Here is a 16636-nt window from a genome sequence, read left to right on the forward strand (position 1 = left end):
AACCCAAAGGGCTGTGGTTTGAAGACATTGCTTACGAGCGAATACCTGTAGCCAAGTCGTAACCAGAAGGCACGCTGCCCTCTGGCTGATGCTGTTCGTTCCAAGACGTGTATTTCATTTCAACTTTAGTAAAGTTAAGAGCGATGGCTTCTACTGGACGGTCACCATTCGATACAACGTTGTAACCGCTGATTAGCGTATTGGTCAGCGTGTATTCCATGTACGTCTCAATGCCTTCAGGAGTCGTCTGAACAAGGTGAATCATTGCTGTCTTACCTTGACCTACACAAGACTCAACGAAGAACAACGGAGACGTTTTATCCATCTTTGTTGTTAACGTGATTTCACCAATAACAGGTGTTGTAGACTCACGATCTTTACCTTGACCAGGTTTAGTAGATAGGCTGCGATTGATGTTCCAATCCATTGAGTCACACTCAACCCAATTTTCATGACCCGCTGCTGTTACGTCGCCATCAATACCATCAATTTTTAGATAGATTGCCATGGTTTTACACTTCCTTTTAAAAAATTAATTTACTGGATTTTTACCCCATAAAATTAAGCCAATTCCGATAACTTGAAAATCAAGCATTAAAATTAGTTCACTTTATTTTATGAAATAAATCTTTAGTAGTTAGTAATCTTGGAAAACCAATAACAGGATGGGGAGTTCTAATATAGAAAACATTAGAACAGACATCCTTGTCTTACTATTTGGCTAATATGTCGCATTTATTAACCAACCTACATTTCTAATTAAAACAATAGAAAAAATCTTATTTCTATTGTTTATTTCTGTACAAATATTTTATCGACAAGTTTACCTTCTAAACCACAATCTTTGCCACTCTCACACAAAGCACTGTTGCTTAGGTAACGGTCAAACCACTTAACTTCCTTTACAGAAAACTTAAAGTCTTTACCCTTCCCTGTCTCGTAATGGCTATATATGTATGTTCCGAAATCACTTATATATAATCGACCTCGTTCAAATTCATAGCTAGCAGCGCTATTTACCTGCTCGCACACACTCCACCAGTTAATATGCTGGCCATTGTTGTAGTGCCTAACTTGCCCAATATTCACCTTATAATTTACACAATCTTTCGTAAGCCTTGTCGATAAAATAGTCTTTGCAAAGCGAGAAGGATTCGATACGGCCTGCTTTTGTAGATCTGAAGGCATGTATTCCATTAAATAGCTTTGCAAACGTAATCGCTTACTGCCATTACTCGCTGCAAAGTTAACCAAGCCACCGTCTAAATTCGCATTCGTTGTGTAAGACGCCACCTCATAACCTTCCGGTAATGCCACACGAAAGTTATCATTTTCTGCCGCTAAGGCGGGCCCTGACAATAAAGCAGCCCCCCCTAATACACCGAGAGCAAAACAACGTGCTGATAAGCGCTTCAATACGCTATGCATTTTTAGGGCTCCGCTGAAGTTGGTAAGTGAATTGACTGTTATCGTCCATATCAATGGTGACGCCTATAATGCTTTGCTCTTCACCCATCGATTCGAGCACATGCATTGAGATTTCAGGCAACAAGGTACGATTGATGATGTGAATCGCATTACGTGCCCCTGTATCCACTTCTTTACAACGACTTACGATGGTGTCGATTACGGCATCACTGAACTCAAACTGTGCTTTGTATTGCTCAGCTAAACGCTGGCCGACACGATTTAGCTGTAGACGAATAATGTTGCTCATTACATCGTCCGTTAGTGGCAAGAAAGGCACCAATCGAGTACGCCCCAAGAAGGCTGGTTTAAAGTAATTCAACATTTCGTCTTTGATCAGCCCTTCGAGCTTCTCCGGTGCTGGCGCGGTATCAGGGTCAGCGTAATACTGAGAAATGGTCTCAGTACCAGCATTAGAGGTCATAATGATCAGCGTATTACGAAAATCAATATCACGCCCTTCACTGTCTTTCATACTGCCTTTATCAAAGATTTGATAGAAGATATCTTGCACGCCAGGGTGCGCTTTCTCCATTTCATCAAGCAAAATAACGCTGAATGGCTTACGTCGAACGGCTTCGGTCAGTACGCCCCCTTCACCGTGGCCAACATAGCCCGGAGGCGCGCCCATTAGCAGCGATACTTTATGTTCTTCTTTAAATTCGGACATATTGATGACCGTAAGATTTTGCTCGCCGCCGTACAGTAAATCCGCCAACGCCAACGCTGTTTCTGTCTTACCGACACCACTGCTGCCGCAGAACATAAATACGCCAATTGGCTGCTTCGGATCTTTCAGCTTAGCACTGGCAATACGTACACTTTGGCTAACTGCATCCAATGCATGGTCTTGGCCGATGATGCGTTTTTGCAACTCTGTTTGAACCGTCAGAACTTTTTGAATCTCACTAGAAACCATGCGACCCGCAGGTATGCCTGTCCATGAAGAAATGACTTCGGCAATCACTTGACTGTCCACATGAGGACGAACCAACGGCGCTTCACCTTGCAGAACGTCTAATTCAACCAGGTGGGCGGTCAACTCTTCTTTCCAAGCCACCAATTCCAACGCTTGCTCAACATCCGCGTCACTGATCTGTTGGCGTAACGCTACAATCTGATCAACTAACGCCTTTTCCTTTTGCCACGCTTGCTCAACGATAACCTTCTCAGATTCCAGTTGATCAATCGTCGCGCGCAGCGCTTCAACTTCTTCGACAAAGCCACCATAAAGGCTGTTTTCACGCTCTAATGCAGACAGTTCACGTTGCTGCTGATCTAAACTGGCATTTAAGTTATCCAGTGCAGCGGGGGCATTACGGAGTTCTAGGTTGACGCGTGAACACGCCGTATCCAGTACCGATACACACACATCTGGCATCTGACGGCCGGAGATATAACGCTTCGACAACAATACCGCATCGCGAATGGCTTCATCCAAAATCATGACTTGATGATGGGCTTCAAAATGCGGTGCTAACGTACGCAGCATGCGCATGGCATTCTCAGGGCTTGGCTCATCCACTTTGACCACTTGGAAACGACGCGTTAATGCCGCATCTTTTTCGAAGTACTTTTTATACTCAGCCCAAGTCGTCGCAGCGATAGTGCGCAACTCTCCTCGTGCCAAGGCTGGCTTCAAGATATTAGCCGCATCCCCTTGGCCACCAGAGTTGCCCGCACCAATTAAAGTATGCGCTTCGTCTATAAAAAGAATGATTGGCTTAGGTGACTGCTTAACTTCTTCAACGACCCCTTTAAGGCGATTTTCAAACTCCCCTCGTACACCGGCTCCGGCTTGCAGCAGCGTTAAATCAAGAATACGGATATCGACATCTTGCAACGAGTCTGGTACATCGCCATCGACAATGCGCTGTGCTAACCCTTCTACAATAGCCGTCTTACCGACACCCGCTTCACCGGTCAGAATGGGATTGTTTTGACGGCGACGACACAAAATATCAATCACCTGACGAATTTCTGCTTCACGACCGACCACTGGGTCTAACTCACCTGAGCGCGCTCGCCCGGTTAAATCAAGCGTATATGACGCGAGTGCACTGTCTCCTTGAGCAGGATTGCCAACACTGGCCTCTGCCGCGCCATCGGCTTGAGTACCTTGGCTCCCTCCAGCATTCGGGTTTTCAAGTTTGATAAGATTCGGGCCATTGCGAACAAAGTCCTCTTGATCAAATTGAGCCAACGCTGGAAGCTGAGAGGTCAATTGTAATGCCATTGCTGGCTCTTTAAACAAGGCAACCAGCAACGCATTGCCCGCGACGTCTTCATCGCCGTATTCAAGGCTCGACAATAGCCACGCCTTACGAATCAGCTCAACCACATTAGGGGAGAACGACGGCGCGCCGGTATGACCTTTGTCAAAGCGTTCAAAGACGGTCAAGATATTCCCTTGCAACTGATCAACATTGACGTTGTAACGGCTAAGCGCTTGACGTGCACCGGTTGCAGGCGCTTGCGTAAGCGCCAAGACAATGTGCTCAAGCTCAACGGCGTAATGCTTGTGAGTGACCGCTAAGGATGCAGCGCTTTCAAAAGCGGCTCGGCTGGTTGCGGATAATTTACCAATTAGTGCTCGTGTGTTCATGTAACATCCTCTGTTTTGCGGATTACCACGGTTTTATTGTCATCGGTTTCGATCTCAGATTCGCTCAGCTGTGCTTGCTCAATATCTGGATCAGATTCTTTAATAAAGGTTTCCATTTGCTCTGCCAGTTCATTGAACTGACGTTTGGCATAGCCCACTTCATCTATTTTGCTTACCGGTAAGCGGGTAAAGTAATTGCCGACATAAAGGCTCTGCATGGCTTTTCCCAAATGCTTAAATTCGCTGGTAAAGAAACGGCAGATAAAAAATACCAATGCAGAAATAGACATGCAGACAAGTAAAATAAAGCAGACTAATACAGACGTCGTACGCCACCACACATCGTCAATAGAACGTGCTGACAACCCCATTACGACACTGCCAATGACCTTGTCGTTAAATAAAATCGGCGCTTTGAAGTTGTAGACCCGCTCGCCATTGTTCGCACTGGGAGGCAACTGTGAAACTCGGCTACCTTGATGCTCAGTCAAAGGCTGTAACTCAGCAGGGGCTCGATAGACGGTGCCAATACTTTGCGCATCACTAGAGGCTTTGATCGTGCCACTGTGGTCTGTGATGTATAAGTAATTTACTTGTTCATTCGAGGCGATACGCTCTGCTGAAACAGCCAAAGCCAGACCGTCGTTTAGTAGCAAGGCTTCATCCACTTGCTCTTTGGTCTGCTGTACCAACATGCTGCCGTAATCGCTGAGTACTTGTGTCAGGTTTTTTGATAAATCATTCAGCGTGAATAATAAAAACCCAATTAACAAAATACTGCAGGCTCCCGCTACTACGGCGGTATAGAGCCACGTAGCCGTAATACGCTCACTCCATTTACTGGCTTGATTGGCCAACTCTAAATCCAAAGCTTCTAGTTGTCTGAGCAGCTCTTTGGCATTGGTATAACGGAACGTAGCCTTTTTATGCAGCAAGCGACGAATGACTTTTTTCACTGCATGAGGACAACGAGATGTGTGTAAATTCACATCTGAGGTTTGAATAAGATTAAACAAATCGCGAATAGTCGAGGCTTCGAAAGGCAAGGTCCCAAACACCAATTGATACATGACGACCCCAAGGGAATACAAATCACTGCGTTGATCAGGTGTTTTGCCTGCCAGTTGCTCAGGAGACATATAGTAAGGCGTCCCCACAATCGTTTCGCCTTCTTCGACCTGTTGAACATCGGTCTGTTCATGCAGATATGCGACGCCAAAATCGGTCAAGCGAACACGGCCATTCGATTCAATCAGTACATTGCTCGGTTTTAAATCCCGGTGCACAATGCCCTTTGAATGAGCGTATTCTAAAGCAGCGCCAAGTTGTCCAACAATATCAATCACCGTTTCCAAGGGGACTTCGTGCTGTCGAGCTAACCATTCATCAAGGCTTTCACAGTCGACAAATTCCATCACAATAAACGGTACATCATCGACTTCACCCACATCAAAAATCTGTACGATATTGGGGTGATTCAACTTTCCAGAGATGGTCACTTCGTTTAAGAAATAACTTAGGCGCTCTTTGTCTTGCGCAAAATCAGGTTTTAATACTTTGATGGCCAGCGTACGCTGCAACGCGGGGTCATAGGCTTTATACACCTGAGACATCGCACCTTCGCCGATCAATTCTTTTAATTCATATCGTCCAAGTTGATTCATGGTCACACCAGATTAACGATTTAAGTTATAAACAGTATCTGCAACATCATGGTCAGCCGGTTCACTGGATAACCAGAGTCCTTCACCAAGCGCTAAAGAGGGTTGCGAGCTTGAGCCCTCTCCTATTTGCAGTGCTGGCCGATCGTGCCCTTTCAATACAACTTGTAGGTCTACCCAATAGTCGGCCCCAAGAAAGGAAAATAAGACCTCTTTAAGACGCTCAAACAAAACACCGCCGGGTCTAATGCGCTGAAATGCAGAATAATCCAGTGGCTCTGTGCGTAATCGCATACTAAAGCCCCCTTCATAAATAGCCCCACCCGCAACAAAGCTTTGACCCAATGCACAATTGGCCTTACCTAAAACATTGCGCTGACTCGGTTCAAGCTCGAACCAGCGACCAAAAAACTGTTTTAAGGACACATCACATCCCAAGACATGGCCAATGATTTTACGTAGCGCATTGGCATTACGAGGTCGCTGACTAAAGTAGCCCGAAAAATAATAGGCAATGTCTTCACAGCTCGGCACATTTAGCTCGTCATCGGTAGACGCTTCCTCAGGGCTATGCTCAACGCTTTCAGATGCCGATTCGCCATGGCGAAGCCCGGTGTAACTCATCATCATTTTTCGAGCGGGATGAATCTGAGTACTCTGCGGATTTTTCCCTACTTGTTCTTCTAAAATGGCTAAGCGATTTTTTTGCCAAGCGCGATATAAAAAGCTAATAGCTCGGGCATTGAAGCCATCCAATAACACTTTTAAGGCCGTATCTTTGTCACGATTACGCTGAGCAAGCATCTCGGTATAGTGCTGAGGTAACACGCCAGACGGGCCGGTCAAACCAAAACAAGCCACATGAAGCATGCGTTTCTGATAGCCATGCTCTATAGGCGTCATCTCAATTTTTTGTTTGGCCGCATAAGGTGAAACCAAGGATTGTATGACGCAAAAATCCACAAACTCCCGATACAACGGGTAATCGTACCCAATGGGGGCATCAGCCAGTTCATTGCTTTTACGAGCATCGGCCTCCAGAAGCCGAAGTCGTTGGAAAAAATCGATGTCTGGTAATGCATACGGAACAGCGGCATTCATCATAATAGTGCCTGATCCCCACTGCGTGGCGGCCAAGCGCATAACGGCATTTCTCTGCCTTGCAACTCAACCGTTAGCTGCACAAAAGAGTTAATTTGCGTATAAAGACCAAGAAAGCGTTCCAGCACTGCGGCAAATAAATACGGTGAACTTCCCGCAAAACGAGACTCGTCTAGTAGCAACGTCACTTGACTGCCACGACAAAAAAACGGTATCCCACTGTCATCAAGAATGCGCATAGTACTTGGGGATACGGACTGAATTTGGACGGCATTAACAACGCTTTCGTTTTCGCCAGTCTCATTAAAATTATACAGCGAGAGAATTTTCTGGAAGGCATTAGAGCCTAATGCCCCTGCGGTCAAAGAAATATGATTCAAGTTCAAGTGAGACAAGAGCTGCCAATAAATGTCATCGTCGATACGCGGACGAACCGTATCTGTAAAAGGCGTCTCACTGACAACTCTGCTAATCGCAGCGGAACCTCCACGCGGCACAAGGTTAGGTTGGCTCTCCCTTTGACTCGCAAGATAAGGCAGGCGTCCATTAGAACAAGTCAAATTGGCGATAAACACACCGCCCTTATTTGTACTGAGCGCTTTTTCTAAATTTATCAGCGATAAGTGGAATAAACTGCGTACATTGCCTTGTTCCAACTCTTCTCGACGAGTGTGCCAACGAACATCGCTCAACTCAGAATCAGGTGTCGTACTCACCCCAAAGAAAGGGCTAATATAATCAATATTGCCACCATCAGCAGATATCGACAGTGAGTCAATATTATAAATTTCGTCTCTATCTGGATGGCGCGCATCGGCAATCACGGGGTATTCGTATATTGAAAAGTCTAATAATGTCGGCTCAGAGCGTTTTTTAAATAAATTAATTTGAGGCGTAGCATTCAATACGAAATTATCTTTATCTACCGTCGCTTCGATATCTGGCAAGGCTTTATCAAGATAAAAATACAGCTCAATATGCTGCCCTTCTAAAACACTTTGAGCGGTACTGACATCAACGTCGAAAAATAAGAATTTTTCTGGGTAAGCAAAATATTCAGTCAGCAATCGATAACCAATAAACGACTGCTCAGGATACGGCAACATGCCCTCGTCTTCTTCAAACCCTACGGTTTTAAGCGCTGTTTTCACGTCTAAAAATACGGCATCAGAGTCATGTGGACCTTTTGCTACCGCTACTTTCAAACTGTGGTTTAAAATAAGTTCATACAAAGCGAAGCTGTAGTGACGTGTTCCCTTTATGTAAAAACGAACGGTATTTAAATCAAGTTTCTCAGCTTCAACAGCACTATTAACTGCATCCAGACTAATGCTTAATACGGCTTTAATATCGTTAAAACTGCCGGGATTCGGTGCTTCAACAGGACAAGTTTGTAAGCGCGCGCTACCCACTTTAAACGGTAAAATCTGGGCGTCATACACCGTTTTAAAGAAACATAACTCACTTGAATTCTGTCCACTGTGCTCAACCACTAAACCTTTAGGGGCATGCGATAAATTGGTAAGATTTTTATCTGGCTCAAAGCTGATAATGTTATAGCTTGGCAATGGACGTAAATAATGCGGATAAATCACATCCAATAGTGTCTGACACAGCTCAGGAAATTCATCGTCTAATTTTTTACGAATTCGCGCATTCAGAAAAGCGACACCTTGAATGATGCGCTCTACATGAGGATCACGAGCATGATCATCCGTGATATGTAAGCGCGCACCAATTTTAGGATGCTCTTTAGCAAACGCTTCGCCACGTCGCTTAAGGTAGCTTAGCTCCCTTTGGTAAACATCTATCAGCGCTTGTTTCATTATCTTCCTGACCTGAAATTAAACATTTTCAATGCGGGTTCGAATAAAGCTGTAATCATCACGGCTTCCGACTCCCCGTAAAACATAAGCCTGGCTTTGATACAAAACCCTAAGCTATTGGTATCGCTTTTTTCCTCGCTAAGCGTGACATTAATGTCACTTAAGCGCGGTTCATTTAGACGCAATGTTTCCTGTATTTTCCTGCGCAACTCATCACGCCCGCTCAGTGACGAAATATTGATGTGAGCAAAATCTGTTACGCCATACGTCAACAAGACGTCGCCCTTAACTTCTGAAAATGGATTAAGAGAACGACAACGACTGTTCAATAAGTCCTGCAGATCTCGCATCACACTATCTTTGTACTGAATGTAATACTCAACCTCAGGACGATGCCGGTCGATTTTACTTTCAGGGGCTGCGTCTTGAATCAGCTCAATAAAGGGTAATTGCAGTGCGTCACTCAAATCTGGTTACTCCTTTGCTCAACTTACTTGTCGACGCTGAAGAGATTGAATTTGTAAAATCGGCACCAGATCATCGCCAATCAACCAACACTTTTGACCAATACCAGTAACGATTTCTGTTGTCGGGCAGGCGTCCCAATCCGTTGCGCGGGCCAAGGAGGCTTGAGTGTCTGTACTGCTGGTACCAGCATATATTGTCGGAACAAACACATGCATTGGCTGTGCTTCCTCACCGTCTTGCGGTAGCAAATGCACCATTGCTTTGCGGTATAACAAGTCGATCGGTTTTTCATACGGGAAAAACTCGATGCTTTGTATTTCTTGCCAAGGCAGCCATGCATAGCCCTGATTCGCCACAAACACTTCTAAGGCAAACGCCGTTAAATCATCCGGCTCAATCAATTCACCAGTCAGTGTTTCTTCACCTGATTTACATTCAAATAATGGCTGTGGTCGATCGGCCAATAATTCCTGCGCCTGATCTTTGGTCATGGAACCGTCGGCAACACCTTTCATCAAAGCAAAGCTTGGCTGCAAAAACGCTTCGTGCGCTTCGTTCAATGCTGGCATAGTTGTCAATGAAGAAAAGAAAGCGCGTCGCTGGTTATCTGCTTTGAGCATCTCAGCCATCACTTTAAGTGTCATAAACGAAGGCAGATCATCTTGGTATTCTTTTTCTAGAATCGTAAGCTGACTGATGGCTTTATCGACTTCGCCAACAAACAAATAAAACTGCAGTAATAGGCTTCGACCTTCATTGCTTTCCGGATTATCTCGAACAAATGTCTTGGCATGTGTCAGAGCAGAGGAAAGATCCCCTTGATCATACAGTTCGCTAATTCCTTTAATATCCATGATTATCCTGTCACTCTGTTGGAGACAACCTCAGCACTAAACTGTATTGAGGTTTCAATAGTTTCTAGTTGAAAATGTGGTTTAAGATGAACCACACACATATAAGTACCACTCACTCCCGCTTTCTCATTGACTGAGACTTGAGCATCTCGTAATGGATAACGGGCTAATAACTCATCACTCGCTTCATCGGTTGCCATGACATAATTCATGATCCAGCCTTGTAAAAAACGGCGACACTCCTCAGCGGTATAGAAAGACCCAACATGGTCCCTTACGATCACTTTGAGGTAATGCGCAAAGCGCGAAGTGCATAACACGTACTGCAACATGGCAGAGTAGCGAGCGTTGATATTGGCTTGTTCGCTGCTATACATTGGTGGACTTTGTATAGATGGCACACTGTAAAACAGCCCTGCACCACCGTTTGCACTGTAGCAAGCCGATATAAAACCGTACTCCGTAAGCGTTCGCTCTAAATTATCTGGAATCATAATTTCAGCTGCGACAATGGATTCAAGATCCACTTCAGATTGATGGGCATAAGGGTTTGTAATCACTCCACCACCAAAATGACGCTCTCCTGTTATTTCAGCCAACCATCCAGTGTTAGCAAAACACCGAGCCATAATGGCCCCTAGTGCAAATACAGCGCCTGTCTTTAATCGGTCCGAGCGATGCGATAAACGCTCTTGGTAAACAAACTGATCGGTACGTGTCGGTCGATGCATATAGGGACGTCGCAGATAGATACTAGGTAGTGTTAGCCCAATAAAACGCGCATCTTCTTTGCGTCGCAGGTTTTTCCATTGCATAAAATCCAGTTGCTGATAGGTGCGCTGTAGGTTCAGCAGTGAGTTCATGCTAGTAAACTCGTCTAGATCTAATAGCGACGGATGAGTATTGAAAATAAACGGACAAAAAGCAGCAGCGGCCACTTGTGCCAAACTATCCACCAAACGAAGATCATCAACCCCGTGATAATGCGGTTTCAACGCCACATCGAAATTACACAACATGGCGCTAAAAGGCTCACCACCAGCAATACCAAATTCACCGTTATATACTTTATTGAAGATTTCACTCTGATCAATTTCAATCGCACGCATCACATCGCGATTCAGCTCAGACCAAGACACATTCAGCATTTTCACTTTAATTTGATAGCTTAAACCAATCTGGTTTAGTAAAAAATGACAGCCGAGCCAACTTGCTTCTAGTGCTTGAAACTGAGGATGGTGCAATACTTCATCTAATTGAGTTTGCATTAGGCGATCAAGCTTAGCGATGTGTATTGCCAACAGATGAATCACTTCCTGCTTGCTTGGCACACGATCTAGTTCATCAAGACCTAATGCATTGATGAGCTCATTGACCCATGCATATTGGGAAGCAGATTCTGTTCGTGATGTCTGAATTTTCTGATGAAATACGCCTTGTGCATCCATGGCTTGATCTCCTTTGAACGAGGACTGCTAATTACTGAGAATTGCAGCCCTCGTTGTGCCATACCTCTAGCTTAGTTGCCCATTTGAGGAATACGCGCAACCATACGCATAGATGCCGTCAACTCTTCCAGTTGTAGCCAAGGACGCATCCACGCGACAACGTTGTAAGACCCTGGGCGACCTGGAATTTCAGTCACCTGAACCTTCGCTTCACGAAGCGGGTAACGGGCTTTCATTTCCTGTCCTGAGTCCGGATTGTTGTTCACATAGTTAAGCAACCAGCGGTTTAACCAAGATTCCACATCGTCTTTTTCCATGAAGGAACCGATTTTGTCCCGACCCATTACTTTCAGGTAATGCGTAAAGCGAGAGGTAGCCATCATGTAAGGTAGACGAGCAGAGATCGCCGCATTAGCGGTCGCTTCTGGTCGGTCGTAGATTTTTGGTTTTTGAGCCGTTTGTCCACCAAAGAACACAGCGTAATCTGTGTTTTTATAATGACACAAAGGAAGGAAACCTAATTTCGATAGCTCAGCTTCACGACGATCCGTCAAACCAATCTCGGTTGGACACTTAAGATCTAAATCACCATCATCACTCGTGAAAACATGCGTTGGTAAATCTTCTACACGACCACCACCTTCCGCACCGCGGATCGCAGTACACCAGCCTGTTGTTGAGAAGGCATGTGTCATACGCGAGCCCATTACATAAGCAGCATTCATCCAGCAGTAATCATCATGATCACTCACACGTGCTGTACCACCTTGATCAATCGGCGCTTCTTCATAACCGAACGCATCAATAGGCTTGGTTTTGTCTCCATAAGGCAAACGAGCCAAAACGCGTGGCAGCGTTAATGATAGAAAACGTGAGTCTTCCGTATCACGGAAACTACGCCATTTAATATATTCTTTAGAATCGAAGATTTTTTCTAGATCGCGTGGACGTGATAATTCAGTCCAGCTTTCCAGTCCGAACAGCTGAGGGCCGGCAGATGCAATGAAAGGACAGAATGCTGCAGCAGAAATGTTAGACATTTTCGACAACAGTTCAATATCATTTGGAGAGCTATCAAACGCATAATCGCCAATCATAGCACCAAACGGCTCACCACCCGGTGTACCAAACTCTTCCTCGTAAATCTTTTTAAACATTTCGCTTTGATCAAACTCTACAGCTCGATCTAAGTCTTTATAAAGATCACGCTTACTCAGATTTAGCATTTTTAGTTTTAACGCAGAGTTTGTTTCAGAGTTATGCACCAAATAGCTAAGACCGCGCCATGAACCTTCTAATGCTAAAAACTCTTCTGAGTGCATGACTTCATTAAGTTGCTCAGAAAGCTTACGGTCCAGTAGATCAATCGCTTGGTTGATGGTTTTGGCGATATTTCGATCCCAAACCACAGTACCTTCCATCGCGCCATCTACTAATGTTTTAAGCAGATCTTTCGCTACCGTGCTCTCAGTTTGTTTGGTCGCACCGATCACTTGATCAAGTAAACTTGTTTGCTCAAGCGTTTGGGTTTGCGTCTGTGGGTCTAGTGTTGCTGTAGTATCTGTCATCCCTGTTGCCTCTAGTTTACATCACTGTCTTGCAGTTCATTGGAAAGCTTCTGTACGCTATCAGTACTTTGCAATACTTGCTCTAGCAAAGACTCCAATTCTTCTGAGCGATCGGCCTTAGTAAGCAGGTCACGCAATTTGTTACGTGTATCCAGCAAATTTTTCAATGGCTCAACTTGCTCAACAACCTGACCAGGTTCAAAGTCATTCATCGAACGAAACTTCAAATCAACCGGAATAGTGCCTTCTTGATCGGTCAATTTATTATCGACTTTAAACGCTAAACCAGGCTCAAGCTTAGCCATCACATCGTTTAGATTGTCACGGTCAATTTGTACAAACTTACGATCTTTGAGGCTCTTCAATGGCGCACCTGGATTGTTTCCGGTGAACTCCCCCATGATTCCCATGACAAACGGCAGCTCTTTAACAACAACAGCGCCCTCTGTTTCAACATCGTAAGTGATATGAACTCGTGGTTTACGAACCCGTTCTAACTTTTTGTGAATACTTTCGCTACTCATGTTTCGTCCTCGACTATTCCTTTATTTCGTATTTGCTTTGGCTTAAGCGCTTGAGCAAACATCTCGAACTGTTACGCGTACCACTCAATCGCGCATACAATCCCATTAGCTCCCGGTATTCGGGTTTAAGCCAATTAGACGGAAGAACTGTTGCCGTGCATTATCATCGTCCAATAGTTCTTCCATTAACTCAGCCAAGCTCATTCTTCCCCAACGCTCTACTCGTTTCATTTGGTGGGACAATGGTGAATGAGGCTCAGTATTTTCAAAAAACAAACTAAGTCTTGAAGTCATCACCAATGCTTCTTCTCGAGAGGCGGGGTAATAACTGGTCGGATCAATTACGCCTGCGCGCATCACTGGTTTTGATTCCGCCTGATCACCATCTTCAAACGCTTCTAATTCTGGCTCTGGTATGTCTTCAGGCTCTTCAGAACGAGCTTCAATATGAGCAATAACTTTCAAGGCTTCTTGAGCCACCGACAAGGTGTTTTTTATGGCAGACGTTGGCGGTGCATCGAAGCCACACATGTCACTCAAAAAGCCCTCTAAGGAAATAAAGCTTTCTTTGGCTGCATGCACTGCATCAGCGGTGGCACGTATCGCCGTCAAGTCATTGCCATGAACCCGTTTTTGTAGCTGGGCAATGGTCTGTTCACCATTATCTGTTCGACGCTTTAGTTTATTTTGGTCTTGAATTTGGGCTAGCTCACAGGCTTTAATGTAATCCCATACCAACACTGGCTCTTGTTCGGCACTGTACATAAAAGGTGCCATGCGAATCGGCATAATAAGAGTGCCTTCGCCGTTATCACCATTTAAGCCACTTAACGGATACAGGGTAGCTTGAATGCCATCTTCATCGGGGCGAGGATACAAGTCCCCCCAATATTGACGGATAAGCTGATCAGCTAACTCTAAGGATTGAGCTAGACCTTGGAAGCCTTCTAATCGAATGCTGGCTTCAATAAGCCATGCAAGCACTTCCACATCTTTTGAGCATTGAGACAACACAACAAGACATTCGTCTCGCACAGGCTTCCATTCACCCGTCAGACCTTGTAAGTCTTCCAGCTGAACAACTTGTCGTTCTTCTGCTCGAATACGGTTACGCAGGTCACGTAAGGTAAAATATTGCTCACTAAAGTCTGCGTGTTCGCGGATATCAAATCCAGCAGGAGCATCTTGGGTGATTGGCGTAAGTACGCTACTAAGTTCCATACCATCCCTGTCATACGATTTTGTTCAGTCAATTGATTCTTGAATCGTTTTCAACCTTTCTAGCAATTGCATACATCTCGCTCGGTAGACACTTGCTTGTGAATACGTCGGATCAACACTTAGCACTTGATCGAACTCGTTAACGGCTTGTTCAAGTTTTTGCTCTTGATACAACGTTAGACCTCGAGCATAAGGCTGTTCAATTAATTCACGTTTTAAGTCACTTAGGACTTTTCGCCCTTCAGTAGAAAGGTTTGATGCAGAGACTAACAGAGAATAAGCCACCTTGTGTGAGCCTTTACGATATTCAGACAAACCTTTTATCTCTTCTTTAGACTTGGCAAGAGTTTCCTTAGGGTTATGCTTTGTTCCTCCATGATTCGACTGAGGGTGTTCATTTAAAATATCGATTTCCGGTGATTTATTAGCACCTATTTTATTAGAACGCTTATCTAATATAATTGTTTTTCCCGGCTCAGAAAGAGCAACCACGCCTGCCTCTTTATTGGTAGACACTGCTTTTACATTAACTTTTTTTACACTTTCTTTTCGGTTAGCCAGGCTAGCTTTGTAAGCTTTTTTAATAGGTAATGGTTTTGAAGCGTTCTTTTTAAGGGGAATCCAAAGCTGTCTTTTCTCATCCAGGTTTATTCCAGAAAGCTTATTTAAACGCATCAAAAATATTAATCCGTCTGTATTGCCATAAAACCGTTCAGCGATGCTTTTCAAGTTGTCATTTGCTTTGGTGATATAAACCACCTTATCCGCATTTAGGTCAAATCCTTCCTTAACCGCTAACGCAGCTAATTCGCTAGATATTTGATTGTATAATTCGATCGCTTCCGAATTATCTTGATCTTGGTAAAAGACTTTACCTAATTCAAGACGAGCTTGATCATAATCCGCAGACGCATAAACCCACTGCTTCGCTTTTTCTATAAGATCATTTGGACTTTCAGTGGAAGGTGTCAGTGTTATTACACCAATACGCTCCATGCCAATATAGCTGTCTATGCTCGGTTCAATCTGTTGTTGATCCGCAACGGTGACAGTTTGCCAGCTTTCTTGCGCACGATCTTCAGCGGTCTGAAAAGCCGAACACCCTGATAACGCTAATAAAGTTGAGAGGCAGTACAATACTATCCTCATAGTCACACCCCTTCTTTATCGACAATTAACGCGGTGACATTATCGGTCGCTTGTTTCGCTATAGACATGTTGATCAAGTTAGCTACTGCTCGGTGTTTGTCTTCGCTGTAATAAATAATTTTTGCCATATCAAGTTGGCTAATGATGTTTGACAATCCATCGCTGCACATCATAAAGACATCACTGTCGCCTAATTCAATATCGAGCTCTTCAATTTCACAGTAGGTGCTCGCACCCAACGCTCTGGTTAACATATGATTGCTAGGGTGATCAGAATTCGTCATTTCTAAGACACCTTGATTGGCCAATTCTTGAAACTGGGTATGGTCTTCCGTCATTAATTCAAACGCCAAATCTCTCATGCGATAAAGACGGGAGTCGCCTACCCATAGCACCTTCGCTTGGCGATCATGAATAATTAAAATGACGATAGTCGTTCCTATAACCTCCTGCTCATAAAAGCTGCTGGACATCGCACAAAGAGACTGATTCACCTCATGAATCGTGTCTTTAACCGCTTGAGTCACTTGTTCAATAGAGGTGAACTGCTGGCGTTGTAAGTCTTCAAGACTTTGCGTGGCCAAATGACTGGCGATGCCACCTTCTTTGTGGCCGCCCATGCCATCGGCTACACACCAAACACCGATCTGATCAAGAACGGTTAGGCTGTCCTGATTTTCTTTACGAAGCGGTCCAATGTCCGTTTGTCCGTGCCCAGTCCAACTTGGCTTAGTCATAGTTAAC

The 16636-nt window shown here is 44.5% G+C and carries 14 protein-coding genes; all 14 read right to left on the reverse strand.

The window, feature by feature from the left end:
* Positions 1 to 31: 31 nt before the first annotated feature.
* The gene (locus tag ACPUEK_RS17935) at positions 32 to 508 is read right to left on the reverse strand and encodes an Hcp family type VI secretion system effector (protein ID WP_067032331.1); all 477 of its coding nucleotides are present in this window, start codon (positions 506 to 508) and stop codon (positions 32 to 34) included.
* Between the two features lie 284 nt (positions 509 to 792).
* The gene (locus ACPUEK_RS17940; RefSeq protein ID WP_425641699.1) at positions 793 to 1428 is read right to left on the reverse strand and encodes a hypothetical protein; all 636 of its coding nucleotides are present in this window, start codon (positions 1426 to 1428) and stop codon (positions 793 to 795) included.
* A complete protein-coding gene (gene tssH, locus ACPUEK_RS17945) occupies positions 1421 to 4072 on the reverse strand; it encodes a type VI secretion system ATPase TssH (RefSeq protein WP_425641700.1) in 2652 nt (883 codons plus the stop codon). The genes ACPUEK_RS17940 and tssH overlap by 8 nt, the downstream gene beginning before the upstream one ends.
* Positions 4069 to 5736, reverse strand: coding sequence for a protein kinase domain-containing protein (locus ACPUEK_RS17950; protein WP_425641702.1), 1668 nt, complete (start codon positions 5734 to 5736; stop codon positions 4069 to 4071). The genes tssH and ACPUEK_RS17950 overlap by 4 nt, the downstream gene beginning before the upstream one ends.
* Positions 5737 to 5748: 12 nt before the next feature.
* Positions 5749 to 6837, reverse strand: coding sequence for a type VI secretion system baseplate subunit TssG (gene tssG / locus ACPUEK_RS17955; RefSeq protein WP_425641703.1), 1089 nt, complete (start codon positions 6835 to 6837; stop codon positions 5749 to 5751).
* Positions 6834 to 8660 carry a type VI secretion system baseplate subunit TssF gene (gene tssF, locus ACPUEK_RS17960; RefSeq protein ID WP_425641704.1) on the reverse strand — a complete coding sequence of 609 codons (1827 nt, stop codon included), beginning with the start codon at positions 8658 to 8660 and terminating at the stop codon, positions 6834 to 6836. Before tssF ends, tssG begins: the two co-directional genes overlap by 4 nt.
* The gene (gene tssE, locus ACPUEK_RS17965) at positions 8660 to 9127 is read right to left on the reverse strand and encodes a type VI secretion system baseplate subunit TssE (RefSeq protein WP_425641705.1); all 468 of its coding nucleotides are present in this window, start codon (positions 9125 to 9127) and stop codon (positions 8660 to 8662) included. Before tssE ends, tssF begins: the two co-directional genes overlap by 1 nt.
* Positions 9128 to 9145: 18 nt before the next feature.
* Positions 9146 to 9982 carry a type VI secretion system accessory protein TagJ gene (locus ACPUEK_RS17970; RefSeq protein ID WP_067216827.1) on the reverse strand — a complete coding sequence of 279 codons (837 nt, stop codon included), beginning with the start codon at positions 9980 to 9982 and terminating at the stop codon, positions 9146 to 9148.
* A 2-nt stretch (positions 9983 to 9984) separates the two neighbouring features.
* Entirely contained in the window at positions 9985 to 11430 is a 1446-nt protein-coding gene (tssC, locus tag ACPUEK_RS17975; protein ID WP_425641706.1) for a type VI secretion system contractile sheath large subunit, read from the reverse strand.
* 71 nt (positions 11431 to 11501) lie between these two features.
* Complete coding sequence (tssC, locus tag ACPUEK_RS17980) at positions 11502 to 12998, reverse strand: type VI secretion system contractile sheath large subunit (RefSeq protein WP_425641707.1); 1497 nt, start codon at positions 12996 to 12998, stop codon at positions 11502 to 11504.
* 11 nt (positions 12999 to 13009) lie between these two features.
* Positions 13010 to 13522 carry a type VI secretion system contractile sheath small subunit gene (gene tssB, locus ACPUEK_RS17985; protein WP_067032361.1) on the reverse strand — a complete coding sequence of 171 codons (513 nt, stop codon included), beginning with the start codon at positions 13520 to 13522 and terminating at the stop codon, positions 13010 to 13012.
* A gap of 105 nt (positions 13523 to 13627) precedes the next feature.
* Positions 13628 to 14743, reverse strand: a complete 1116-nt coding sequence (tssA, locus tag ACPUEK_RS17990; protein ID WP_067216837.1) for a type VI secretion system protein TssA — start codon at positions 14741 to 14743, stop codon at positions 13628 to 13630.
* Positions 14744 to 14767: 24 nt separating this feature from the next.
* Positions 14768 to 15892: a hypothetical protein gene (locus ACPUEK_RS17995; RefSeq protein WP_425641708.1), complete on the reverse strand. Its 1125-nt coding sequence runs from the start codon at positions 15890 to 15892 to the stop codon at positions 14768 to 14770.
* Positions 15893 to 15894: 2 nt separating this feature from the next.
* Complete coding sequence (locus ACPUEK_RS18000) at positions 15895 to 16629, reverse strand: PP2C family protein-serine/threonine phosphatase (protein ID WP_067032371.1); 735 nt, start codon at positions 16627 to 16629, stop codon at positions 15895 to 15897.
* Positions 16630 to 16636 lie beyond the last annotated feature (7 nt).

The sequence above is a fragment of the Marinomonas gallaica genome (assembly GCF_049821165.1).
GTDB classification, from domain to species: Bacteria; Pseudomonadota; Gammaproteobacteria; order Pseudomonadales; family Marinomonadaceae; genus Marinomonas; species Marinomonas gallaica.

Coding starts and splice junctions, on each gene's coding strand:
- ACPUEK_RS17950 (WP_425641702.1), bottom strand. CDS start 5,736: ATGAATCAACTTGGACGATATGAATTAAAAGAATTGATCGGCGAAGGT.
- tssA (WP_067216837.1), bottom strand. CDS start 14,743: ATGGAACTTAGTAGCGTACTTACGCCAATCACCCAAGATGCTCCTGCT.
- ACPUEK_RS17995 (WP_425641708.1), bottom strand. CDS start 15,892: ATGAGGATAGTATTGTACTGCCTCTCAACTTTATTAGCGTTATCAGGG.
- ACPUEK_RS17970 (WP_067216827.1), bottom strand. CDS start 9,982: ATGGATATTAAAGGAATTAGCGAACTGTATGATCAAGGGGATCTTTCC.
- tssG (WP_425641703.1), bottom strand. CDS start 6,837: ATGATGAATGCCGCTGTTCCGTATGCATTACCAGACATCGATTTTTTC.
- ACPUEK_RS17935 (WP_067032331.1), bottom strand. CDS start 508: ATGGCAATCTATCTAAAAATTGATGGTATTGATGGCGACGTAACAGCA.
- tssC (WP_425641707.1), bottom strand. CDS start 12,998: ATGACAGATACTACAGCAACACTAGACCCACAGACGCAAACCCAAACG.
- tssB (WP_067032361.1), bottom strand. CDS start 13,522: ATGAGTAGCGAAAGTATTCACAAAAAGTTAGAACGGGTTCGTAAACCA.
- ACPUEK_RS18000 (WP_067032371.1), bottom strand. CDS start 16,629: ATGACTAAGCCAAGTTGGACTGGGCACGGACAAACGGACATTGGACCG.
- ACPUEK_RS17940 (WP_425641699.1), bottom strand. CDS start 1,428: ATGCATAGCGTATTGAAGCGCTTATCAGCACGTTGTTTTGCTCTCGGT.
- tssF (WP_425641704.1), bottom strand. CDS start 8,660: ATGAAACAAGCGCTGATAGATGTTTACCAAAGGGAGCTAAGCTACCTT.
- tssC (WP_425641706.1), bottom strand. CDS start 11,430: ATGGATGCACAAGGCGTATTTCATCAGAAAATTCAGACATCACGAACA.
- tssH (WP_425641700.1), bottom strand. CDS start 4,072: ATGAACACACGAGCACTAATTGGTAAATTATCCGCAACCAGCCGAGCC.